18 protein-coding genes are annotated in these 21272 nt (G+C 65.5%); 10 read left to right on the plus strand and 8 right to left on the minus strand.

The features are described 5' to 3' along the window. Positions 1-127: 127 nt before the first annotated feature. Complete coding sequence (locus CH278_RS24030) at positions 128-910, minus strand: alpha/beta fold hydrolase (RefSeq protein WP_094623031.1); 783 nt, start codon at positions 908-910, stop codon at positions 128-130. Positions 911-938: 28 nt separating this feature from the next. Further along, positions 939-1871: an oxygenase MpaB family protein gene (locus tag CH278_RS24035; protein ID WP_094623032.1), complete on the minus strand. Its 933-nt coding sequence runs from the start codon at positions 1869-1871 to the stop codon at positions 939-941. A 23-nt stretch (positions 1872-1894) separates the two neighbouring features. Here CH278_RS24035 and CH278_RS24040 point away from each other — a divergent pair, with 23 nt between their 5' ends. The 3 genes from CH278_RS24040 to CH278_RS24050 are packed head-to-tail and all read left to right on the plus strand — an operon-like array spanning position 1895 to position 5168. Beyond that, positions 1895-2464: a TetR/AcrR family transcriptional regulator gene (locus CH278_RS24040; RefSeq protein ID WP_094623033.1), complete on the plus strand. Its 570-nt coding sequence runs from the start codon at positions 1895-1897 to the stop codon at positions 2462-2464. Between the two features lie 28 nt (positions 2465-2492). Beyond that, the gene (locus CH278_RS24045) at positions 2493-2753 is read left to right on the plus strand and encodes an acyl-CoA-binding protein (protein WP_032364582.1); all 261 of its coding nucleotides are present in this window, start codon (positions 2493-2495) and stop codon (positions 2751-2753) included. A 48-nt stretch (positions 2754-2801) separates the two neighbouring features. Continuing rightward, a complete protein-coding gene (locus CH278_RS24050) occupies positions 2802-5168 on the plus strand; it encodes an FdhF/YdeP family oxidoreductase (RefSeq protein ID WP_027494542.1) in 2367 nt (788 codons plus the stop codon). Between the two features lie 6 nt (positions 5169-5174). Here the strand turns inward: CH278_RS24050 and CH278_RS24055 are convergent, their stop codons facing one another. Beyond that, entirely contained in the window at positions 5175-5849 is a 675-nt protein-coding gene (locus CH278_RS24055) for a GntR family transcriptional regulator (RefSeq protein WP_094623034.1), read from the minus strand. A 123-nt stretch (positions 5850-5972) separates the two neighbouring features. Here CH278_RS24055 and CH278_RS24060 point away from each other — a divergent pair, with 123 nt between their 5' ends. After that, positions 5973-7469, plus strand: coding sequence for an aldehyde dehydrogenase family protein (locus tag CH278_RS24060; RefSeq protein WP_094623035.1), 1497 nt, complete (start codon positions 5973-5975; stop codon positions 7467-7469). Between the two features lie 2 nt (positions 7470-7471). Continuing rightward, complete coding sequence (locus tag CH278_RS24065) at positions 7472-8374, plus strand: oxygenase MpaB family protein (RefSeq protein WP_094623036.1); 903 nt, start codon at positions 7472-7474, stop codon at positions 8372-8374. Between the two features lie 16 nt (positions 8375-8390). On the opposite strand, the gene CH278_RS24070 is transcribed toward CH278_RS24065, so the two are convergent. Continuing rightward, positions 8391-9443 (minus strand): alpha/beta hydrolase, encoded by a 1053-nt coding sequence (locus CH278_RS24070; protein ID WP_094623037.1) that lies wholly within the window; start codon positions 9441-9443, stop codon positions 8391-8393. Between the two features lie 344 nt (positions 9444-9787). On the opposite strand from CH278_RS24070, the gene mihF reads away from it, so the two are divergent. The 4 genes from mihF to CH278_RS24090 all read left to right on the plus strand — a co-directional run bounded on the left by mihF (position 9788) and on the right by CH278_RS24090 (position 12529). Continuing rightward, a complete protein-coding gene (gene mihF, locus CH278_RS24075; RefSeq protein ID WP_008712632.1) occupies positions 9788-10102 on the plus strand; it encodes an integration host factor, actinobacterial type in 315 nt (104 codons plus the stop codon). A gap of 82 nt (positions 10103-10184) precedes the next feature. Next, positions 10185-10667, plus strand: coding sequence for a cation:proton antiporter regulatory subunit (locus CH278_RS24080; protein ID WP_027494547.1), 483 nt, complete (start codon positions 10185-10187; stop codon positions 10665-10667). Between the two features lie 19 nt (positions 10668-10686). Continuing rightward, complete coding sequence (locus tag CH278_RS24085; RefSeq protein ID WP_032385973.1) at positions 10687-11859, plus strand: cation:proton antiporter; 1173 nt, start codon at positions 10687-10689, stop codon at positions 11857-11859. 13 nt (positions 11860-11872) lie between these two features. Next, positions 11873-12529, plus strand: a complete 657-nt coding sequence (locus tag CH278_RS24090; protein WP_052060936.1) for a GntR family transcriptional regulator — start codon at positions 11873-11875, stop codon at positions 12527-12529. Between the two features lie 61 nt (positions 12530-12590). Here CH278_RS24090 and CH278_RS24095 read toward each other — a convergent pair whose 3' ends face one another. Both CH278_RS24095 and CH278_RS24100 read right to left on the minus strand, forming a co-directional pair. After that, positions 12591-14726 carry a 3-hydroxyacyl-CoA dehydrogenase NAD-binding domain-containing protein gene (locus tag CH278_RS24095; RefSeq protein ID WP_032399301.1) on the minus strand — a complete coding sequence of 712 codons (2136 nt, stop codon included), beginning with the start codon at positions 14724-14726 and terminating at the stop codon, positions 12591-12593. 9 nt (positions 14727-14735) lie between these two features. Next, complete coding sequence (locus CH278_RS24100) at positions 14736-15947, minus strand: acetyl-CoA C-acetyltransferase (protein ID WP_027494551.1); 1212 nt, start codon at positions 15945-15947, stop codon at positions 14736-14738. Positions 15948-16180: 233 nt separating this feature from the next. Between CH278_RS24100 and CH278_RS24105 the strand changes: the two genes are divergently transcribed. Further along, positions 16181-16423 carry a hypothetical protein gene (locus CH278_RS24105; RefSeq protein ID WP_094623038.1) on the plus strand — a complete coding sequence of 81 codons (243 nt, stop codon included), beginning with the start codon at positions 16181-16183 and terminating at the stop codon, positions 16421-16423. 3 nt (positions 16424-16426) lie between these two features. Here CH278_RS24105 and CH278_RS24110 read toward each other — a convergent pair whose 3' ends face one another. Together CH278_RS24110 and CH278_RS24115 are read right to left on the minus strand one after the other, a co-directional pair. Further along, positions 16427-18808 carry a DNA polymerase III subunit gamma and tau gene (locus tag CH278_RS24110; protein ID WP_094623146.1) on the minus strand — a complete coding sequence of 794 codons (2382 nt, stop codon included), beginning with the start codon at positions 18806-18808 and terminating at the stop codon, positions 16427-16429. Positions 18809-18852: 44 nt separating this feature from the next. After that, the gene (locus tag CH278_RS24115; protein WP_032374638.1) at positions 18853-21246 is read right to left on the minus strand and encodes a helicase-associated domain-containing protein; all 2394 of its coding nucleotides are present in this window, start codon (positions 21244-21246) and stop codon (positions 18853-18855) included. Positions 21247-21272 lie beyond the last annotated feature (26 nt).

The raw sequence follows: 21272 nt of genomic DNA on the forward strand, positions 1-21272 counted from the left end.
GAACGTCATCCGAACCTGATGTGAGAAACCCGGGTGAACCATCGCAAACATCCCTAATGATCAGGCACGTTGCAACCACCGCTCGAATCCGCCCGTAGCAGGCTACGAGGTTCCACTCACATGGGAGCTAGCGACCGGTCGCCCGCAGGATGACTCGGGCGGTTTCGGTCGGCTGGTCCCAGTGCGGGAAGTGTCCGCATTTGTCGAACCAATGCAGGGTGGCGTCGGGGAAACGCTGCAGTGCCACTTCTGCCTGGCTGGGCGTCGTCACTTTGTCCTGACGGCCCCAGCCGATGAGTAGCGACCCCTGCAGGGAACCTTTCGGGGCACCCTGCTGCTTCGGCCCGTGGGTCAGCGCCTTGCGAGCGGCATCGAGCGAGGGTGAAGTCTTGGCAGAGAAGCCCTTCAGCTCCCGTTCGACCAGTCCGCTCGGCAATTTCCACGGCGCGGCCGAGAACTGCGCCAGTGCAGCGGTTCTGGTGATCGGGTTCCCGGCCAGGAAGGGCACCAGCGGTTGCGCCCGCTTCATCAACGCCAGCGATGCGGTGATGGTCGCCCCGAACACCTTGACCTGACGGTCGTTCCAGAAGCCGCCCGGATCGAGGGCCACCATCGACCCCCGGTGACCCCGCCGAGCCAGCTCGACGACCATCCGCGCGCCCATCGAGCTGCCGACGAGATCGGCGTCGGACAATCCCTCGCTGTCGAGGTACGCGCGCAGGGCATCGGTCAACGACGCGATGGACACGTCGGCCAGCGGCGGTGTCCGTCCGAACCCGGGGAGATCGAGGGCGATGACCTCGCGGTGCTCCGCGAGTGCCGGGACGATCGGATCCCAGTTGCGGTACGAGGACCCGAGCCCGTGGACGAGGACCAGCGGCGACCCGCTGCCAGTTCTGACGTTGTACATACCCGCGTCGTACCCGGAGACCGGAAACTTACACTTTCGGGCTGTAGTGCGACGGGTGCGAGCGACGCTGCGCCGGCGGCAGATTGCGGCCAGGCGTGTGCACCAGAGGAGCCGCTGCCGGCCTGCGGCCCGCCACGCGATCCCAGCCGGCCCGGGCGCGCGGATGGAGTCGGCGACGACGCGGCACCAGCCCGAACGCCAGGTTGACCGCCCTGCCGAACACCGCGAACCGTCGTGCGTCCCGCTCCGACCACGTGTATCCCAGTAGCTCCCGGACGGGCGGGTCGTAGAGCCCGACGGTGATCCAGACGAACAACGATGCCACCGGTCTGCGCAGCACGGCCCACACTCGTTCCGGCAGCCAGGAGGCATACGGCGGCGGGCCGAGCGCGGACAGATCCAGTACTCCACGTGCAGCCATGTTGTCTTCGAGCACGTGTGTGCACATGTGCTCCCAGTACTTCTGGAATTCGGCCCAGGTCTCGGGCACCGATCGCATGCTCATGCCGTAGAGCCGATACCACTGCACGTGCTCGTCGAACAATTGCACTTTCTGCGTTTCGGTCAGTCCGCCCATGAAACGGTCGGCGGTGAGCACCGTGCCCATGAAGAACGTCGCGTGTGCCCAGTAGAAGGTGTCGGGATCGAGGGCGTGGTACGTGCGCCCTTTCGAGTCGATTCCCTTGATGTCGTTGTGGTAGCCGCGAACCTGGTGGGCTGTCTCCTCGGCGCGGTCGCCGTCGAACACCACTCCCCCGATCGGATACAGGGAGCGGTAGAGGCGCTGCCATCGCTCGTCGAAGAACCTCGAATGCTGTTCGACGCCCGCTCCGAGGCCCGGGTGCATGTTCTGCATCGACCCCGCCCACACGCCCTGCAGCATCCCGCGCCAGTCACCGAAGTACTTCCAGGTGAGCGAGTCGGGACCGAGTGGGACGGGTCGATCGAACTGACTACGCATGTTGTCAAAGTAGCCTCGACAACATGCGTAGTCAACAGTTGGAAGAGCGCAGATCCAAGCGATACGACGCGTTGCTCGACGCCGGGATCGAACTCCTCGGCGCGCAGGAGGGACCCGCGGTCAACGTCCGCGCCGTGTGCCGCGCAGCCGGACTCACCGAGCGCTACTTCTACGAGAGCTTCACCGATCGCGACACGTTCGTTCGCGCGGTCTACGCCTGGGTAGGGGCCCGAGCGCAGGAGGCCCTGGAGAACGCCGTCGCCGGAGCATCACCGAAGGACGTCGTGGCCGCGCCCGTCCGGGCGTTCGTCGAAATCGTCGTCGACGAGCCTCGGATGGGACGAGTGCTGCTGATCGCTCCGTTGGCCGAACCTGCGCTGAGCCGACGCGGACTCGACCTACTGCCCGGGTTCGTCGAACTGGTTCGTGCCCGGCTACCCGAGTCCGCCGACCGGCAGCTCGTCGCCGTCGGAACCGTCGGCGCGTTGACGGCGCTGTTCATCGGTTTTCTGGACGGCACCCTCGACGCCACTCGCGACGCTCTCGTCGCGCACTGTATTCGCATCCTCGAGCAGGCCGCCGTGCAAGGATGACGGCACCTACAGCCGAAGGAGCTCGTTCATGTCCGATCTCGACCAGTCGTTCGCCGATGCGCAGGTTGACGTCAAAAAGCTCACGTCCAAGCCGAGCAACGACGATCTGCTGCGCCTGTACTCGCTCTTCAAGCAAGGTTCGATCGGAGACGTGACGGGTAAGCGTCCCGGACGGCTGGACATGGTGAACCGCGCAAAGTTCGATGCCTGGGCGAAGCTCGAAGGCACGAGCCAGGATTCGGCGAAACAGCAGTACGTGGATTTGGTGACCGCACTCCTCGCCGGCTGAGCCTACGGCTATGGTCGAGGGCGGGGGTAACGCAACGAAGGGACCCGCATGAGACGCACCGACAGCGACGTCGACGAGGCCGAGCTCGACATCGAGAAGCCGAAGACCCATGCGGCAGGTGCCACCGCCGTCGCGGTGTCGATGAAGCGCGCGCTGGGACACATGGGTCCCAAGCGCACCGCGCAGACGCTCCTCAAGCTGAACCAGGCCGAGGGCTTCGACTGCATGAGCTGCGCGTGGCCCGATCCCGATCCGGGTCATCGGCACGCCGCCGAGTTCTGCGAGAACGGTGCCAAGGCCGTCGCCGAGGAGGCGACGACCACGCGGGCCACTCCGGAGTTCTTCGCGCAGCACAGCATTGCCGAGCTCGATGCGCACACCGAACACTGGTTGGGTCAGCAGGGCCGCATCACGCATCCGATGATCAAGCTCCCCGGCGGCAGCCACTACGAGCCCATCGAATGGGACGATGCGTTCCGTCTGATCGGCGACGAGCTGAAGAGCCTCGCCAGCCCGGACGAGGCCATCTTCTACACCTCGGGTCGTGCGTCCAACGAGTCCGCGTTCATCTACCAGTTGTTCGCTCGGTCGTTCGGCACCAACAACATGCCCGACTGCTCCAACATGTGTCACGAGTCGACGTCCATCGCGCTGCAGGAATCCATCGGCATCGGCAAGGCCAGCGTCACGCTCGACGACGTTCACAACGCCGAACTGATCATCCTGGCCGGCCAGAATCCCGGCACGAATCACCCGCGCATGCTCTCCGCCCTCGAGCTGGCGAAGCAGAACGGCGCAAAGATTCTGTCCATCAATCCCCTTCGCGAAGCGGGACTGCTGAACTTCAAGAACCCCCAGACCCCGCGCGGCATGGTCGGTCCCGGTACCGATCTGTCGGATCTGCACCTGCCGATCAAGCTCAACGGCGACCTTGCTCTGTTCCAGGCCCTCGGGGCGCTGTTGGTGAAGTGGGACGCCCTCGATCACGAATTCCTCGGCGAGTACACCGTCGGATTCGACGAGTGGAAGGCACACGTTGCCGAGGTCGATTTCGATCTCGTCACCGAGGTCACCGGCCTGTCGATGCAGCAGATCACCGAGGCCGCCGAGATGCTGCGCGATTCCAAGGCCACCGTCTTCTGCTGGGCGATGGGTCTGACGCAGCATCGCAATGCCGTCGCCACCATCAAGGAAGTCACCAATCTCGCGTTCGCGCAAGGAAACATCGGTAAGGCCGGTGCCGGTTTGCTTCCCGTCCGTGGCCACTCGAACGTGCAGGGCGACCGAACGATGGGCATCTGGGAGCGCCCTCCGGTGGCCTTCCTCGACGCCATGGCGGCGGAGTTCGACTTCGAGCCGCCCCGTGAGCACGGCTTGGACACCGTCGACTCGATCCGCGCCATGCGCGACGGCAAGGCCCATTTCTTCCTCGGTCTCGGCGGCAACTTCGTACAGGCGACGCCCGACAGCGACGTCACGTTCGAGGCGCTGCGCAAGATGCGCATGACCGTGCAGATCTCCACGAAGATCAACCGTTCGCATCTCGTCTGCGGCGAAACCGCTCTCATTCTGCCGACCCTCGGACGCACCGAGAAGGACGTGCAAGCCAGTGGCGAGCAATGGATTTCGGTGGAGGACTCCACCTGCTCGGTGCACTCGTCACGAGGACCGCTGAAGCCCGCGAGCCCGTACCTGCGCTCGGAGGTCGCGATCGTCAGCGGAATCGCCGAGGCGACACTCGGCGATCGATACGGTCTCGACTGGAAGGGTTTCCGCGACGACTACCGCAACATTCGCACGCACATCTCGCGCGTCGTCGCCGGTTGCGAAGGGTACGAGGTCAATGTTCGACGCCCCGGCGGCTTCGTCCTACCGCATCCCCCTCGCGACAGCAGGACGTTCGAAACCAAGAGCGGGAAGGGCGAATTCGCCGTCTCGCCGATCGACGTGCTGCAGGTTCCGCCCGGCCATCTGATTCTGCAGACGCTGCGCAGCCACGATCAGTTCAACACGACGATCTACGGCCTCAGCGATCGCTACCGCGGCATCGAGAACGGCCGACGCGTCATCTTCGTGCACCGAGAAGACATCTCGACGCTCGGCTTCCGCGACGGCGACATGGTCGATCTCGTCACCAAGTGGGACGACGACGACGTGGAACGGTGCGCGCCGTCGTTCCGCATCGTCGAGTACGACACCCCGCGTGGGTCGGCTGCTGCGTACTACCCCGAGACCAATCCGCTGATTCCGTTGGATTCGACTGCGCTGCAGAGCAACTGCCCCACCTCGAAGTCGGTGATCATCTCGATGGTTCCGGCGGGAACAGGAGCGCAGGGCACGTCGAACGGTCATCAGGACAACGAGGGTTCGGACGAGGGACACAAGTCGCACCCGCAGCCGCATCACCTCAGCTGAGCGGACTCAGCTGAACGATCGAACCAGGGTCGCTGCGTCGGTGAACTGATGCCGCATCAGTTCACCGGCGGCCCGGTGATCGGCTCGACGCATCGCCTCGATCAATTCCTTGTGGCCGCGTACCGCCCGTCGTCCCCAGTCGGTGTCGGACGCATGGAGATGCGTCGGGGTGTACTTGACGGCACCGAGCAGGAACCACGCCAACGTGGTGCCGCCTGCGATCTTGTTGATGGCACGGTGAAACTCGAACTCGCACCGTTCGACGGCATCGGCGTCGGCGCGTGTCACGGCGTCGCGTAGATCGTCGTTGAGGGTGGTCAACTGCTGGAGATGCGCCGCGGTGACTCGGCGAGACGCGCGCTCGGCCAGGGCCGCGGCGATCGTGCCCTGCAACCAGAAGATGTCGTCGATGTCCTGCTGTGTCAGTTCGACAACGCGGTAGCCCCGATGCGGAACGGATTCGAGGAGTCCTTCGCCGCGCAACGACACCAGTGCCTCGCGTACCGGGGTGGCACTGACTCCCAACTCGGCTGCGGTCTCGTCGATGCGGACGAACGTCCCCGGCTTCAGCGCACCGGCGACGATCCTTCGGCGGATGCTCACGGCGACGTCCTCGGACAACTGCGGTCGTCGCAGAATCGGCTGTTTCGACGACGCCGTGCGCGTGAGATCGAGGCTCATTCCACATCTCCTGCACAGCGGGGCGGCGGGGGTTGTTGCAACGGTGACGGACGCATAGTGTGTCCTGGACAACATTGAATCACATCAAATATATGTGATGCGATCTGCTGGAGGATAGAGCCCGTGACGGACCAGATCGAACGAACGAACGAGAGCACCTTCGAAAGCCTCGATCCCAGAACGGGTCTCGCACTCGCCACGTACCCGATCGCCGACGCCGCCGAGGTCGAGATCGCCGTGACCCGCGCCCGCTCGGCCGCCCGGTGGTGGGACGCGCAGGGATTCGAGGGCCGCAAGCGGTGGCTCCTCGAATTCAAGACCGCCATCGCCCGCGACGCCGCGAGCCTCGCCGCCGTCATCGCCGCCGAAACCGGCAAGCCGGACGAGGACTCCCTGCTGGAAGTCATGTTGGGCGTCGAACACATCGATTGGGCGGCGCGCCACGCCGGCAAGACGCTGAAGCAGCGCAGGGTCGGATCGGGCCTGCTCGCCATCAACCAGAAGGCCTACGTCAGCTACCGCCCGTTCGGCGTCGTCGGCGTCATCGGGCCGTGGAACTACCCGCTTTACACCCCGATGGGGTCGATCGCGTACGCCCTCGCCGCAGGCAACACCGTCGTCTTCAAGCCCAGCGAACTCACCCCGGGCGTCGGAGTCTGGTTGGCCGAGAAGTGGCAGTCGCTCGCCGCTCCCCACCCGGTGTTCCAGACGATCACCGGCGACGGTTCCACCGGCACTGCCCTGGTCGAAGCCGGCGTCGACAAGATCGCGTTCACCGGCTCGACCGCGACGGCCAAGAAAGTCATGGCCACCTGCGCGAAGTCGTTGACGCCACTGATCGCCGAGTGCGGCGGTAAGGACGCGATGCTCGTCGACGCCGACGCCGATATCTCTGCGGCCGTGGAGTTCGCGACGTTCGGCGCGATGGGCAATGCCGGGCAGACCTGCGCCGGAGTCGAACGTATCTACGTCGCCGCCCCGGTGTACGACCGGTTCGTCGCCGAATTCACCAGGGCGGTCAAGGAATTGAAGCCCGGTGGATCGAAGACCTCGTCCTACGGTCCGATGACGCTGGGCAAGCAGAGCGACATCGTCCGCGGCCAGATCGAGGATGCGTTGGCCAAGGGCGGCACCGCATTGGTGGGAGGTCTCGACTCACTGCACGGGCCGTACATCGACCCCGTCGTCCTCACCGACGTTCCCGAGGATTCGACCGCGATCACCGAGGAGACGTTCGGGCCCACCGTCGTCGTCAACAAGGTGCGCGACCTGGACGAGGCCATCGCCCGTGCCAACGCGTCCTCCTACGGTCTGGGTGCATCGGTGTTCACCAAGGACACCGCGGTCGGGCGACGCGCCGCCGAGAAGCTCGATTGTGGTGTCGTGACGGTCAATTCGGTGCTGGGCTTCGCCGGCGTCCCGGCCCTACCGTTCGGCGGAACAGGCGACTCGGGCTTCGGGCGCATCCACGGCGACGACGGCCTTCGAGAATTCAGCACCGTCAAATCACTGACCGTGCAGGGCTTCGCGGCACCGATCGATCTGCTGACGATGAAGCGCAAAGCCCGGAACATGAAACTCTCGGCGCTGGCGCTCAAACTCCGCCACGGACGAGGCTGACCATGGACATCGCGCCGGGTCGGGGTCGATACGGGTGGTTGCGCCGCGTCGAGGAACTCGACCCGGTCCGCGACTGTCACACCATTCACCGGATCACCGCGGGGTACGAGTTCCCCTGGGATTATCAGCGGGCCCTCGAATTCGCCTTGTTCCGAACCTATTGCGTGCCGACGATCTCCGCTCTGCTGGCCCGGACCGGCGAGTTCGAGAAGCGACCGCAAAAGCGGTACGACGACACCTCGCTGCTGATGTCGGAAATGGTCGAACACGGATACGACTCCGAACGAGGTCGCGAATCGTTGCGGACGGTCAATCGAATGCACGCGCAGTACGACATCTCCAACGACGACATGCTGTACGTGCTCACGACGTTCATCTACGAGCCCATCGAATGGATCGACACCTATGGGTGGCGTCGCCTGCATCCCAAGGAGCGGCTCGCAACCTTCCACTTCTACAGCGAAGTGGGTAAACGCATGGGCATCAAGGACATTCCAGAGTCGTACACCGAGTTCGCACAGTTCAAGCTCGATTACGAAGAACGCACGTTCCGCTTCAGCGAGGACAACCGTCGCATCGGCACCTACACCCTCGATCTCTACTGCTCGTGGTTTCGCGCCGCGCTCACCCCGGCCGTTCGGCAGGGCGTGTTCGCGTTGCTCGACGATCGGATGGCGAACGCATTCGGCTTCCCCGCCGGCTCACCCACGCTGGAACGGGCCGCGGTGCGGGCGCTGCGGACCAAGGCCCGCGTGGAGCGTTTCCTGCCCACGAGAAAACACTCACGCACTACGGCCGACGCAGGCAACAAGACCTACCCCGGCTATCCCGTCGGGTACAGCCCGAAAGATCTGGGCACCCAGGCCGCATCACCGATTCGCGGTTGTCCGGTACCGACGACGTAACTGCCAACTCGACGGGTCAGAGTCCGTCCACCCACCGACCGAACGCATCGCGAAACTCCCCCGAGAGCGGCAGCGGTGCCAAAGCGGTGTTCGGATCGGCGGGCAGCGGGCCGAGCTCGCCCAGCATGTGCGAGCTGTTGGCGAAGTGCGCGAAGTGGAGATCGGTGTGGCCCAGGGCCACTCGCACGTTCTCGACCTGGCCGCAGGAGACGTTCAGGTCCTTGTCCGAGCAGGTCAGGAACGAGGAGTACGAGTCCGGTAGCGCGGCAGCCAGATCCGCCGGGTCCGTAGCATCCGCTTCACGCAGGAAGGTGGCGCTCTGCCGCAGTCCCAGACCGTCGACGATCGGGTCGGGCTCCGCGGACAGCGGTCGTCCCGCGCGAATATCGGTGACGGCCTGGGCGAAGCGATCCCTCGACGACGCGGCCTGCTCCTCGGTGAACTGGCCGACCGCCACGGCCTCGCCGATGTTGCGATCGACCTGTGCGGTCAGCAGATCCAGGTAGCGGATCGACAACGGCTCGAGCAGGCCGACATGGGTGAACGCCGCGCTGTCTGCATCAGCAAGGCGCAGCGCCGTCAGTGCGCCCTCGCTGTGCCCGATCACCGTCGTGCGATCCGCCCCGACACCGGTGCGCTGCTGCAGGAACGCCAGTGCGTCCGCAGCATTGTCGACCTGCGCATCGAAGCCGGGCGGATTGTTCGGATCCACCCCGGCCAGGCCGGTGCGGCCGCTCCCGAGCTTGTCGAAACGCAGGCTCGCAATACCGCGTCGCGACAGCTCGTCGGCGACGTATGCGGTCGTATTCAGCTGCAGATCACCCGAGTTCCCGTTGCGGTCGGTCGGCCCGCTGCCCGGCAGCACCAATGCCACGCCGCGGGTGTCGCCGACCGGCATGCGAAGGCTGCCGTAGAAGGTGATGCCACCGGACTCGAAGCTGACCTCCGAATCGAGCGCGTCGTCGGGTGACCACGGAACGTTGATCGGAGCAGCGGCCGCGGTACCCGCGCCGACGAGCAGGAGCATCGACGCGGCCAGTCCGGCCAGCAGTCCTCGGGTGCGCATCATGCCGCCAGAATAACAATCCGACCGACCGTTCGGATACGGCGTCACTGGCCGTAGCGCCCACGGCACGACGCTCGCGTCGCCCATCGAAAAACGCATGCGACCGCTCCCGACCGAGCCGGCTCGAGGCGTCGAACACCCAGCACACACCGGCTCCGGAAGGCCGAAGTGCTGGTCGGGGCACACCCCGAATCGGATAGGACGTAGCCTGGCGAGGGAGGTTCGGTGGTTCGACCGTGAATGACACCCGTGTTGTTCGGTTAGATTGGAAGAGCCACCAGGCACGATGCAAGAGGGTCGAGACCTGTCAACGAGCGACGGGTCACCACAATCGAGGAGAACAGGCCATGGCTTTACCAGTATTGACACCGGAACAGCGCACCGCGGCGCTGGCCAAGGCGGCCGAGGCACGCACTGCGCGGTCGAAGCTGCTCGCATCCGTCAAGTCCGGCGAACTGAGCGTCGCTGACGTCCTCGCCAAGGCGGAGAACGACGAGATCGTCAAGAAGACCAAGGTGTCCGCGCTGATCAAGGCCCTGCCGGGCGTTGGATCCGTGCGCGCCGCACAGCTGCTCGAGCAGCTGTCCATCGCAGATACGCGCCGCATCGGCGGCCTCGGCGCAAACCAGCGCGAAGCGCTGCTCGCTGCCGTCGCATCCTGATTCACATTTTCACGGGTCGTTCCTGCAGGCTCCACGCCTGATCCTGCGATAACGCGTTGCCTGCAGGGCTAGCATTTCGACCATGAACGTCGAAGTGACCCTGCTACCCGGAATCGGGGTGCGGAAAGATTTTGCCCTCGCTTCCGGGCGCCGCATCGGCGTCATCACCCGCAAGGACGGCGCGAACGAGTTGATCGTTTCGCGCAAGGACGACCCCGATGCGACGCAAGCGTCCATCACCCTGAGCAATGAGGAAGCGGCGGCCCTGGGCAATCTGCTCGGGTCGCCGCAACTCATTGCTCAGCTCGGGGAAGAGCATCGCGACCTCCCCGGAATCAACACTCGTCAACTCCCCATTCGCGCGAATTCACGGTTCGTCAGCCGCACACTCGGCGACACCGCCATGCGCACCAAGACCGGAGTATCCGTCGTCGCTGTCATGCGCGCCGGCCAGGTACAACCGTCACCCACCCCCGACTTCACGCTCGCCGCAGGTGACCTGCTGGTCGCCGTCGGCACCGCGGACGGACTGGACGCAGCAGCCAAGTTGCTCGGCAATGCCTGAGATCAGTCGGGGCTGACCCGTGGCCGAGAGCGCGCTCGCCCTCACCGAGCTGGGTGCCGTGTTCTTCGTTCTCGGACTTCTCGCTCGTCTCGCGGGGCGAATCGGCGTCTCCCCCATCCCGTTCTACCTGCTCGGCGGACTGGCCTTCGGCAACGGCGGATTCGTCAACCTCGGCGGCATCGACGAGTTCAGCGAGATCGCCAGCGAAATCGGCGTCATTCTGCTGTTGCTGCTGCTCGGCCTCGAATACACCGCAACCGAGCTCGTCACCGGCCTGCGTCGATCGTGGATGGCCGGTCTGGTCGACATCGTCCTCAACTTCGCGCCCGGTGCCGTCGTCGCGCTGCTGCTCGGCTGGGGCGGAGTCGGCGCGCTCGTGATGGGCGGCGTCACCTACATCTCGTCGTCGGGGATCATCGCCAAAGTTCTCACCGATCTGGGCCGTCTGGGAAACCGCGAAACCCCGGTCGTGCTGTCCATTCTGGTGTTCGAGGACCTCGCGATGGCCATCTACCTCCCGATCCTCACCGCCGTACTTAGCGGAGTCAGCTTCCTCGGCGGACTCGAAGCCCTCGGCATCTCACTGTTGGTCATCACCTTCGTGCTCGTGGTCGCGCTGCGCTACGGCAGATTCGTCTCCGCGATCGTCGACAGTCCCGACCGTGAGGTCGTCCTGCTCAAAGTCCTCGGATCCGCCCTGCTGGTGGCCGGCATCGCGTCGGAACTGCAGGTCTCGGCGGCCGTCGGCGCGTTCCTGTTGGGAATCGCGATCTCCGGCTCGACGGCCGACAACGCGACCCGCGTCCTCGAACCCCTACGCGACCTGTTCGCTGCGATGTTCTTCGTCGTGTTCGGTCTGGGCACCGACCCGTCGACCATCCCGCCCGTGTTGGGCTGGGCCGTCGTACTCGCCGTCACCACCGCCGCGACCAAGATCGCGACGGGCTGGTGGGCAGCAGGTCGGCAGGGAATCGGCAGGCCGGGACGACTACGCGCCGGTGCGGCTCTGGTGGCGCGCGGAGAGTTCTCCATCGTCATCGCCGGACTGGCCGTCGCCGCGGGAGCTGTCGAAGGCGAACTGGCGGCCCTGGCGACGGCGTACGTGCTGCTGATGGCCATCCTGGGGCCGATTGCTGCCCGCGTCGTCGAACCCGTCGCGAAGGTTGTGCTCCGGACCAAGCCCGCGGTGTGATTGGCTTTTCGACATGGCAGACAAGCGGACGGCTCTGAGGCGACGGCCGCAGTTGTCCGAGGAAGTCGCCAGCCACGTCCGGCACCTGGTGATGTCCGGAGAGGTGAGTCCGGGAGACTTCATCCGGCTCGACGAGACCGCAGCCCAGCTGGGCGTCAGCGTCACCCCGGTGCGTGAGGCGCTACTGACCTTGCGCGGTGAGGGCATCGTCGAGCTCGTCCCCCACCGCGGCTATGTGGTGTCTGCGCTGACGCCGAGCGACATCGTCGACATCTTCTGGCTGCAGGGTGAGATCGCGGTCGAACTCGTGCGCCGGGCGGCACCGAAGATCACCGAGGTCGAACTGGATCGACTCACCGAGCTCACCGACGCACTGTCGGTCGCCGTCGAGAACGGCAAGGCCGAGGACGTCGAGAACATCGAGTTCGAGTTCCATCGTGTGCTGAACCGTCTGGCCGAGTCGGCCAAGTTGGCGTGGTTTCTCAACAACGCCACCCGCTATACCCCGACCCGTCTCTACGCCACCGACCGTGACTGGGGCCGAGCAGCCGTGCGCAATCACGAGGAGCTGATCGCGGCCCTGATTCGAAACGACATCGACGCCGCCTGCGAATTGATGAAGCAACAATTCACAGACGGCGCCGAGAGGTTGATCGCGCATCGCGGGTGACAGCGCTACGCGCACGTGAGTGGAAACTCGTAGCCTGCTACGCGTTTCCACTCACATGGGGTCAGCGCAGCGAGGCCGGAACCTGGAAGCGCTCTCCGTACTTCTTGGCCAATTCGTCCGCGCGAGCGACGAATCCGGCCTGACCACCCGGGTAGCCGACGACGTACTGGTGCACGCCACCCGTCCATGCCGGGAAGCCGATGCCGAAGATCGAGCCGATGTTGGCGTCGGCGGTGGTGTTCAGAACACCCTCGTCGAAGCACTTCTGCGTCTCGATGGCCTCGATGAACAGCATGCGCTCCTTGAGGTCCTCGAACGGGATGTCCGCCGAACCCGACTTGAACGCATCACGCAGTCCGGGCCACAGGCCGGCGCGCTTACCGTCTTCGTACTCGTAGAAGCCCGCGCCCTTGGCCTTCGACGGACGCTCGAACTCGTCGACCATCTTGTCGATGACCTCGCCGGCCGGATCCTCGGGAGGGGTTCCACCGGCAGCCTTGATGGCGTCGTAGGTTTCCTTGCGGATTTTCTGCATCAGGTTGAGCGTGAGCTCGTCCGAAAGCTGCAGTGGCGCAGCCGGGTAACCGGCCTGCAGACCGGCCTGCTCGATGGTCGACGGCTCGACGCCCTCGCCCAGCATCGCGATGGCCTCGTTGATGAACGTACCGATCACGCGAGAGGTGAAGAATCCACGACTGTCGTTGACGACGATCGGGGTCTTCTTGATGAGCTGCACGAGGTCGAATGCCTTGGCCAAGGCTGCATCCGACGTCTTCTCGCCGCGGATGATCTCCACCAGCGGCATCTTGTCGACGGGTGAGAAGAAGTGGATGCCGATGAAGTCTTCCTGACGCTTGATGCCCTGAGCGAGGCTCGTGATGGGCAGCGTCGAGGTGTTGGAACCGAGCAGCGCCGTCGGATCGACGAGGTCCTCGATCTCCTGGAAGACCTTCTGCTTCAACTCTTCCGACTCGAAGACGGCCTCGATGACGAGGTCGGCACCTTCGACGTCCTTGGCATCGGCGGTCGGGTGGATGCGTGCGAGCAGAGCGTCCGACTTCTCCTGGGTGGTCTTGCCACGCGAGAGTGCCTTGGCCTCGATGGCCTCGGAGTACGCCTTGCCCTTCTGCGCCGACTCGATCGCAACGTCCTTGAGCACCACGTCGATTCCGGCCTTGGCACACACGTACGCGATGCCCGCGCCCATCATGCCTGCGCCGAGAACCGCGACCTTGGTGAAGGTGGTCTTCTCGATGCCGTCGGGACGAGACTTACCGGCGTTGATCGCCTGCAGGTCGAAGAAGAACGCCTGAATCATGTTCTTGGACACCAGACCGGTGACCAACTCGGTGAAGTACCGCGACTCGATGGTGCACGCATTGTCGAAGTCGACCTGCGCACCCTCCACTGCCGCAGCGAGAATCGCGCGCGGAGCCGGCATCGGTGCGCCCTTGATCTGCTTGCGCAGGTTGGACGGGAAAGCAGGCAGGATCTGCGCGAGCTTCGGGTTCGACGGCGTGCCGCCGGGGATCTTGTAACCCTTGACATCCCACGGTGCGACGCCACCCTCGGGGTTGGCCTTGATCCATGCCTTGGCGGTGGGCACCAATTCGTCGATGCTGCCGACCAATTCGTGCACCAGACCGATTTCGAGAGCCTTGGCCGGACGGAACCGAGTGCCCTGCGCCAGGACCGTCATGAAGCCGGTCTGGATGCCGAGCAGTCGCGTGATGCGGGCAACGCCGCCGCCGCCGGGCAGGAGACCGAGCGAGACCTCGGGCAGACCGATCTGTACGCCGGGAACATCGGCCGCGATGCGGTGATGCGTCGCGAGCGCGATCTCGAGTCCGCCGCCGAGTGCCGCGCCGTTGATGGCGGACACGACCGGCTTACCGAGCTTCTCGAGCCGACGCAGCTGTCCCTTGACTTCCTGGACCTCGTCGAACACCCGCTGGGCGTCCTCGGGCTTGGCTTCGATGAGGGTGTGCAGATCGCCGCCGGCGAAGAACGTCTTCTTGGCGGAGGTCAGCACGACTCCGGTGATGCTGTCCTTCTCGGCCTCGAGGCGGTCGACCGTCGCGCCCATCGAGTCCTTGTACAGCTGGTTCATCGTGTTGGCACCCTGGTTGGGGTCGTCCATCGTCAGAACGACGATGCCGTCGGCGTCCTGGTCCCACTGAATCATGTTGTCAGACATCGTTCTACCTCAGACTCGCTCGATGATGGTGGCAACGCCCATGCCGCCGCCGATGCACAGGGTGATCAAGGCGTACCGGCCGCCGCGGCGCTCGAGCTCGTCGAGCACGGTGCCGGTGATCATGGCTCCGGTGGCACCGAGCGGGTGGCCCATGGCGATGGCGCCGCCGTTGACGTTCAGCTTCTCGTTCGGGATCTTCAGATCCTTCTGGAAACGCAGCACGACGGAAGCGAACGCCTCGTTGAGCTCGAACAGATCGATGTCGTCGACGGTCAGGCCGGCGGTGGCGAGAACCTTCTTCGACGCCGGGGTCGGTCCGGTCAGCATGATGGTCGTATCGGCGCCACTGGTGGCCGTCGCGACGATGCGGGCGCGCGGGACCATGTTCAGGTCCTTGCCCGCCTGCTCGCTGCCGACGAGGACGAGGGCTGCGCCGTCGACGATGCCGGAGCTGTTTCCGCCGGTGTGGACGTGATCGATCTTCTCGATCCAGTGGTACTTCTGCAGCGCCACGTCGTCGAATCCGCCCATGGCCGCGATACCGGTGAATGCCGGGTTCAGCTTGCCGAGCGACTCGACGGTGCTGCCCGGACGCATGTGCTCGTCCTGATCGAGGATCAGCAGGCCGTTCTGGTCGGTGACCGGAACGACGGACTTGGCGAAGTAACCACCGGACCACGCGGCTGCGGCGCGCTCCTGGGACTGGACGGCATATGCGTCGACGTCTTCGCGGGTGAATCCTTCGATGGTGGCGATCAGGTCGGCACCGATGCCCTGCGGGGCGAAGTAGGTGTCGTAGTTGGTGGCCGGGTCCATGGCCCATGCGCCGCCGTCACTGCCCATCGGCACGCGAGACATCGACTCGACGCCGCCGGCAACGACCAGTTCGTCCCAGCCCGAGCGCACCTTCTGCGCGGCCAGGTTGACGGCCTCGAGGCCCGACGCGCAGAAGCGGTTGAGCTGGAAGCCGCCGACGGTGTCGGGCATCTTGGCTGCGAGCACGGCCGTGCGGGCGATGTCGGCGCCCTGATCTCCGACGGGCGAGACCACGCCCAGGATGAGGTCGGAGATTCGGTTCTCGTCCATGTCGGGGAAACGTCGACGAAGCTCGTCGATCAGCCCGGTCACCAAGGAAATCGGCTTCACCGAATGCAGGGAGCCGTTCTTTCCTTTACCTCGGGGAGTCCTGATGGCCTCGTAAATGAATGCCTCTGTAGTCACAGCGCGCAGTTCCTTCCACATACTCGATCTTGTCGCGATCGCCGTGCCGGCCGATCGCGTCGGTGCGAGGCCATGACAGACCTCAGCTCATGCCACAGTAAGTTGGCATACCGATCCGACATAAGGACCGAAACGAGCGTTTCGCATGACCCACGATGCGGTTCAGGTTTGAACGACCCCGTCATGGGAAATTACGATGCGTCAGATCGACCGAAGGCGAAAGAAGACCGACCATGGAAACCGACAACGAACCGACCGTGGGCGCTCGCGTCAAGGTACGCACTCGCAACGACGACAAGTCCGGAGCAAACAGTTCTGGATCCGACGCCTACGAGACCGGCGCGATCGTCGACGACTTCGGAGTCCAAGCGACCGACAGCACCTCGCGGGACTGGGCTGTCGCCAAGCGTTGGGCCGTCGCTCTCGACAGCGGCCGATTGGTATTCGTCGACACCGACGATCTCACGCTCGCCTGAGCCTCAGATCTCCTTGAGCGGTACCGCTCCGAGTTCGCTCACCAGCAGTTCCATGGCGACCGTTTCCGGGTCCCGACGAACCGACGGGTCCGCGGGTTCGGCCGCGGCCTTGAGCAATTCTTCCTCGTCCTCCGGCGTCTCCGGAGGCGGCGGACCTACCGGCTCGGGATCATCGGGATAGTCGGGGGCCTCGGGCATCGGAATATCTGCGTCCGATCCATCGCCCGCTGAACCGAAACCGTCCGACGTCGGACGGGGAGCCCCTGCCTGGCTCGGCCTCGAGAACTTCGGCAGCGACGCGGGTTTCGCTGCCGGTTCATCTTTTTTTGCTGATGACGGTTCCGGTGGTGCCGCAGCACCCACCAGACAGACCACCGACCATTCGACGCCGAACACGTCACGCAACGCGTCCCGAATGACGTCGGCGTTGCGCGGTTCTTCGAGACGCTTCGCGAGCGGTGCCGAATCGTGGCCCAGAGTGATGGTGCCGTTCTCGACGGTGCGTACCGACGCACCGGACAACATCACCTCGACGGTCCTGCTTCGCTCTCGCACCTTGGTTCGCACCTCGGACCACACCGCGCGGACGGCAGCCGCATCAGGCTCGTTGGAGGCAGCCGCGGGTGCCGCGACAGGCTCGGACTCGGATTCGTACACCGGCTCGGGCTCCGGGCCGTACTCGTCCTCGGGCTCCGGCGGAAAATCCTCGTGGGCGAGTGATTGTTCCGAATGCTGTTGCGCTGCAACGGGAGTCGTGACCGGTGCCGGTTCGGGGGTCGGAGCCGGTTCGGGTATCGGAGCTGGCTCGGGTGTCGGAGCCGGTTCAGGTGTCGGAGCTGGCTCGGGTGTGGGAGCCGGTTCGGGTGTGGGAGCCGGTTCGGGTGTGGGAGCCGGTTCGGGTGTGGGAGCCGGCTCGGGTGCGGGAGCCGGCTCGGGTGTGGGAGCCGGTTCGGGGGCTGCAGGCTCGGGTGTGGGAGCGGGCTCGGGGGCTGCAGGCTCTGGCACCGGAGACGGTTCCGGGACCGCCATGGGTTCGGGTGCCGCGACAGGCGCAGGCGCTGGTGTCGGAGCGGGTGCGGACTCGGCGGCCGGCTGCCGTTGGGATGGTCGCTGGAATTTGTTCACCGGGGGCGGGCCGGAGGGCGCAGGCTCGTCGGTCGCGGGCAGCTGTGGTCGTGTCGGGTCTGCGGCTGCCTGTGCCACTGCCGCCTGCTCACCGGCAGGAAGGGTGACGTCCAGGCGACGTTCGACGCGTTCGAGCCTCTGCAAGACGGCCGATTCCGCATCGGAGGCCGAGGGCAGCAGCATCCGTGCGCACATCACTTCGAGCAGCAGGCGCGGCGCGGTGGCCCCTCGCATTTCGCCGAGGCCCGAGTGCACGATCTCGGCGTAGCGGGTCAGCGTCGCCGAGCCGAGCAGGTCCGCCTCGTCGCGGAGCCGTTCGAGGACGTCACCCGGCACGTCGACCAGGCCACGTTCACCGGCGTCGGGTACCGCCTTCATGAGGATCAGGTCTCGCATGCGGTCGAGAAGGTCGATGGCAAAGCGACGTGGGTCGTGGCCCGCGTCCATCACCTTGTCGACGGTGCCGAACAGTGCGCCGCCGTCTCCCGCGGCCAGTGCGTCGACGGCCTCGTCGATCAGCGCGACGTCGGTGACGCCGAGCAGCGACAGAGCTCGCGGGTAGGTGACGCCTTCCGGTCCGGCTCCGGCCAGCAACTGGTCCATGACCGACAGCGAGTCACGCGGAGAACCGCCACCCGCGCGGATGACGAGTGGATAGACCGCGTCCTCGACCGGTACCTGTTCCTGACCACAGATCTTCTCGAGCAGGCCGCGCATCGTCGACGGCGCGAGCAGTCGGAACGGGTAGTGGTGGGTTCGCGAGCGGATGGTGGGGAGCACCTTCTCCGGCTCGGTGGTCGCGAAGATGAAGACCAGATGCTCCGGCGGTTCCTCGACGACCTTGAGCAGCGCGTTGAAGCCGGCCGGGGTGACCATGTGTGCCTCGTCGATGATGAAGATGACGTAGCGCGACTCGGCCGGGGCGTACACGGCTTTGTCTCGAAGATCGCGGGCATCGTCGACGCCACCGTGGCTGGCTGCGTCCATCTCGACGACGTCGAAGTTGCCGGGCCCGCCCGGTGCCAGAGCGACGCAGGAGTTGCACACACCGCAGGGGGTGGAGGTCGGTCCTTCGGCGCAGTTCAGCGATCGGGCGAGGATGCGCGCCGAGGACGTCTTTCCGCAGCCACGAGGGCCTGAGAAGAGATAGGCGTGGTTGATTCTGTTGGAATCGAGCGCCACGCTGATCGGTTCGGTGACGTGCTCCTGACCGACGACTTCGGCGAACGTCGCGGGACGGTACTTCCGGTAGAGGGCCACGCCCGAAAGGGTACCGGCGACCGACGACAGAGTTGCATCGTGCATCAGTGTGGACCGGCGGACACCGCTCTGATGTTCATGATCGCGAAGCTTTCTCGGGTGCCGGTGGACGTCGACAGCGCGAGTAGCCAATTGCCGTCCTGCAGCGCGTCCGAGATCGCGTGCCGCACGATTGCGCCTTTGGAGTTCTGATAGTCGATCGAGACGGGTGCGCCGCGCGCTGCGGCGTCGGTCAGCGCATCGAGCTCCCGTGGCAGCAGTCTGCTGTGCCTGCCGAGTGCGGAGCGCACCCGTGCGTCGTCGACGGTGCCGGGGTCGCCTGTCTGCAGCAGCCGTGCCAGCTCGCGTGATTCGCGTCGACGTGGTGCTGCAGGTGCGCTCGGGTGCGGGGTTCGGGTGGTGTTGGCGCGGACCTTGGTCGCGCTGTCCAGCTCGAGCCGGCCGGTGTCGGAATGTCGCACCGGGGAGTATCCGTGCCTGCGCAGCACCGCGAGAGTGTCGATGGGTGTGGCAGAACTGATCAGGACTGTCGGCGCGAGCCGCTGAAACTTCAGCACCGCCAATGCCTCGTCCGTCTCGATGTTCGTCAGCAGTACGACGTCCTCGGAGACGATGGCGCACGGGATCTTGCGCACGGCCAGTGCGCCGTAGGTGCGCCAACAGTCTCGGATCGTGTAGGCCAGGGCTTGGGGAACGTCGGTGGCGGCCATCTCGGCGAGGGCGTCGATCAACTCCTCCCCGGTGCCGCCGGTGTCGAAGAAGCTGCGGATCGTCGCCGGCGTGAACCGCCAGACCGATGCCACTTCCCGCGACTCGGGTTGCGCGGCCGCACCGAGTATCGACGCCACCTCGGTGCTCGGCGGCCCGGTGACCACTGCGGTCGAATCGGGCAGCAGGCGCACCGAGAACGGCACCCATTCGGCCACATCTTGTAGCTGCGTTGCCAGCGCGGAGGCGATCTGGCGCGGGTCGCCGTCTCGGCCCACTCGGAAGTCCGTCAGGGTGGCGCACAGATCGGTCGGTGCGCCGTCGACCAGAACTCCGAGGCGGGTGGCCTCGGCCCAGAGTGCGCGCACGTGGCCGGGCCCGGCGCTCGTCGAGACCACCGGGATATGCCACTCGAGGTAGCGGGCGAATTCGTCGGGATCGGACAACACCGGCGTCGGGCTGTCGGATCCGTCGAGGCGCAGAAGCGCCGCCAAGGCCGTCGAGCGCACGTCTGCGGCCGCGGGATCGTCGAGCATCTTCTTGAGTACCGGCGCGGTCTTCTGGGAGGATCGCGGCACCCGGTGGGTCGGTGTGAAGGACGAGCACCACCACGCGGCCAACAATGCTGCCGCCTGTTCGGATCGCGAGCTCGTCGACCATGTTTCGTACGTCGAGGTCAATGCGATACCGGTCTTTCCCCGGTCAGCGAGCAAACCGGCTTCGCGCGCCAGCATCAGCATCAGCGCGGTGTAATGCTCGTCGGCGAATCCCAGACGAGCAGTCAGCGCACGGAGTTCTTTGGCGCCGAGGCCACCGGTCTTCATCATTGCCAGGCCATCGGTGTCGATTGCCGTCAACAACGCCTGCGTGTGCTCACAGAACTGCAGCAAGGCGATGGAGCGCGCTCGCCGCGAGTCATTCTGCGACAGAACACGAGTGGCGAATTCCGGCGGCCTGAGCTCGATGGGCAATCGCCACCCGTCTCCTCGCAGCGCGATGCTCACTTCCAACGGCATCTCGACGCGATGCCCGTCCAATCGATACAGCAATCCGCGCTCGAAGGCTGCGGTACCCGCGGTCGGCGGCACGTCGAAGATCAACGACGCCGGTTGTCCATCGACGAAGCGAGACAACATCTCTCGCATTTCGGGCGGGCCGTCGTCGTACAAAGCTCGGATACGTTCGGGGGTCATCGCGGCCGCGACGGCGTCGGCGCGTTCGGCTCGATCGTGCGAGGAGTCGACTCCGAGGCGGGTCAGCAAAGCAAGTCGGTCCTGCTCGACGGCGCAGTGCAAGAACAACTTTCGCTGCCTACGGGCAAGCCCGAATGGGTGCGAGAACACGCCGGACAGATCGACGGGGCGGTACTCGACCGCGTCCGAGCCCCCTGCCGTGTGCGGCCAGATCAGGCCGTAGGCCATCAGCGTGTTCAGGGCCGTATCGATATGCGCCGTCTCGTTCGAGATTCCCTCGCCCGTCCAGTGGCCGATCTCGGCGCGGCTGAGATCTTCCATGAGCGCGAACAACTCGAGCAGGTCGAGCGCACCTCTGTCGAGTTTCCGCGGTAAGGCCGCCACCCGCCAGGGCGAGCCGAGGAGTTGCGCGAGCAACCCGAACGAGCGGGGTGGCGGGTCGGTTGCCACGTCCGGTCGACGTCGCAACAGATCCGTCAGTGCGTCCTCGTCGAGCGAGGCCAGCCACCCCTCGTACGTCCCGATCTTCTCGGTCATCTCGTCCCCCCGGTGCAAGTTCTGCC

Source organism: Rhodococcus sp. 05-2254-5, assembly GCF_002258575.1.
GTDB lineage: Bacteria > Actinomycetota > Actinomycetes > Mycobacteriales > Mycobacteriaceae > Rhodococcoides > Rhodococcoides fascians.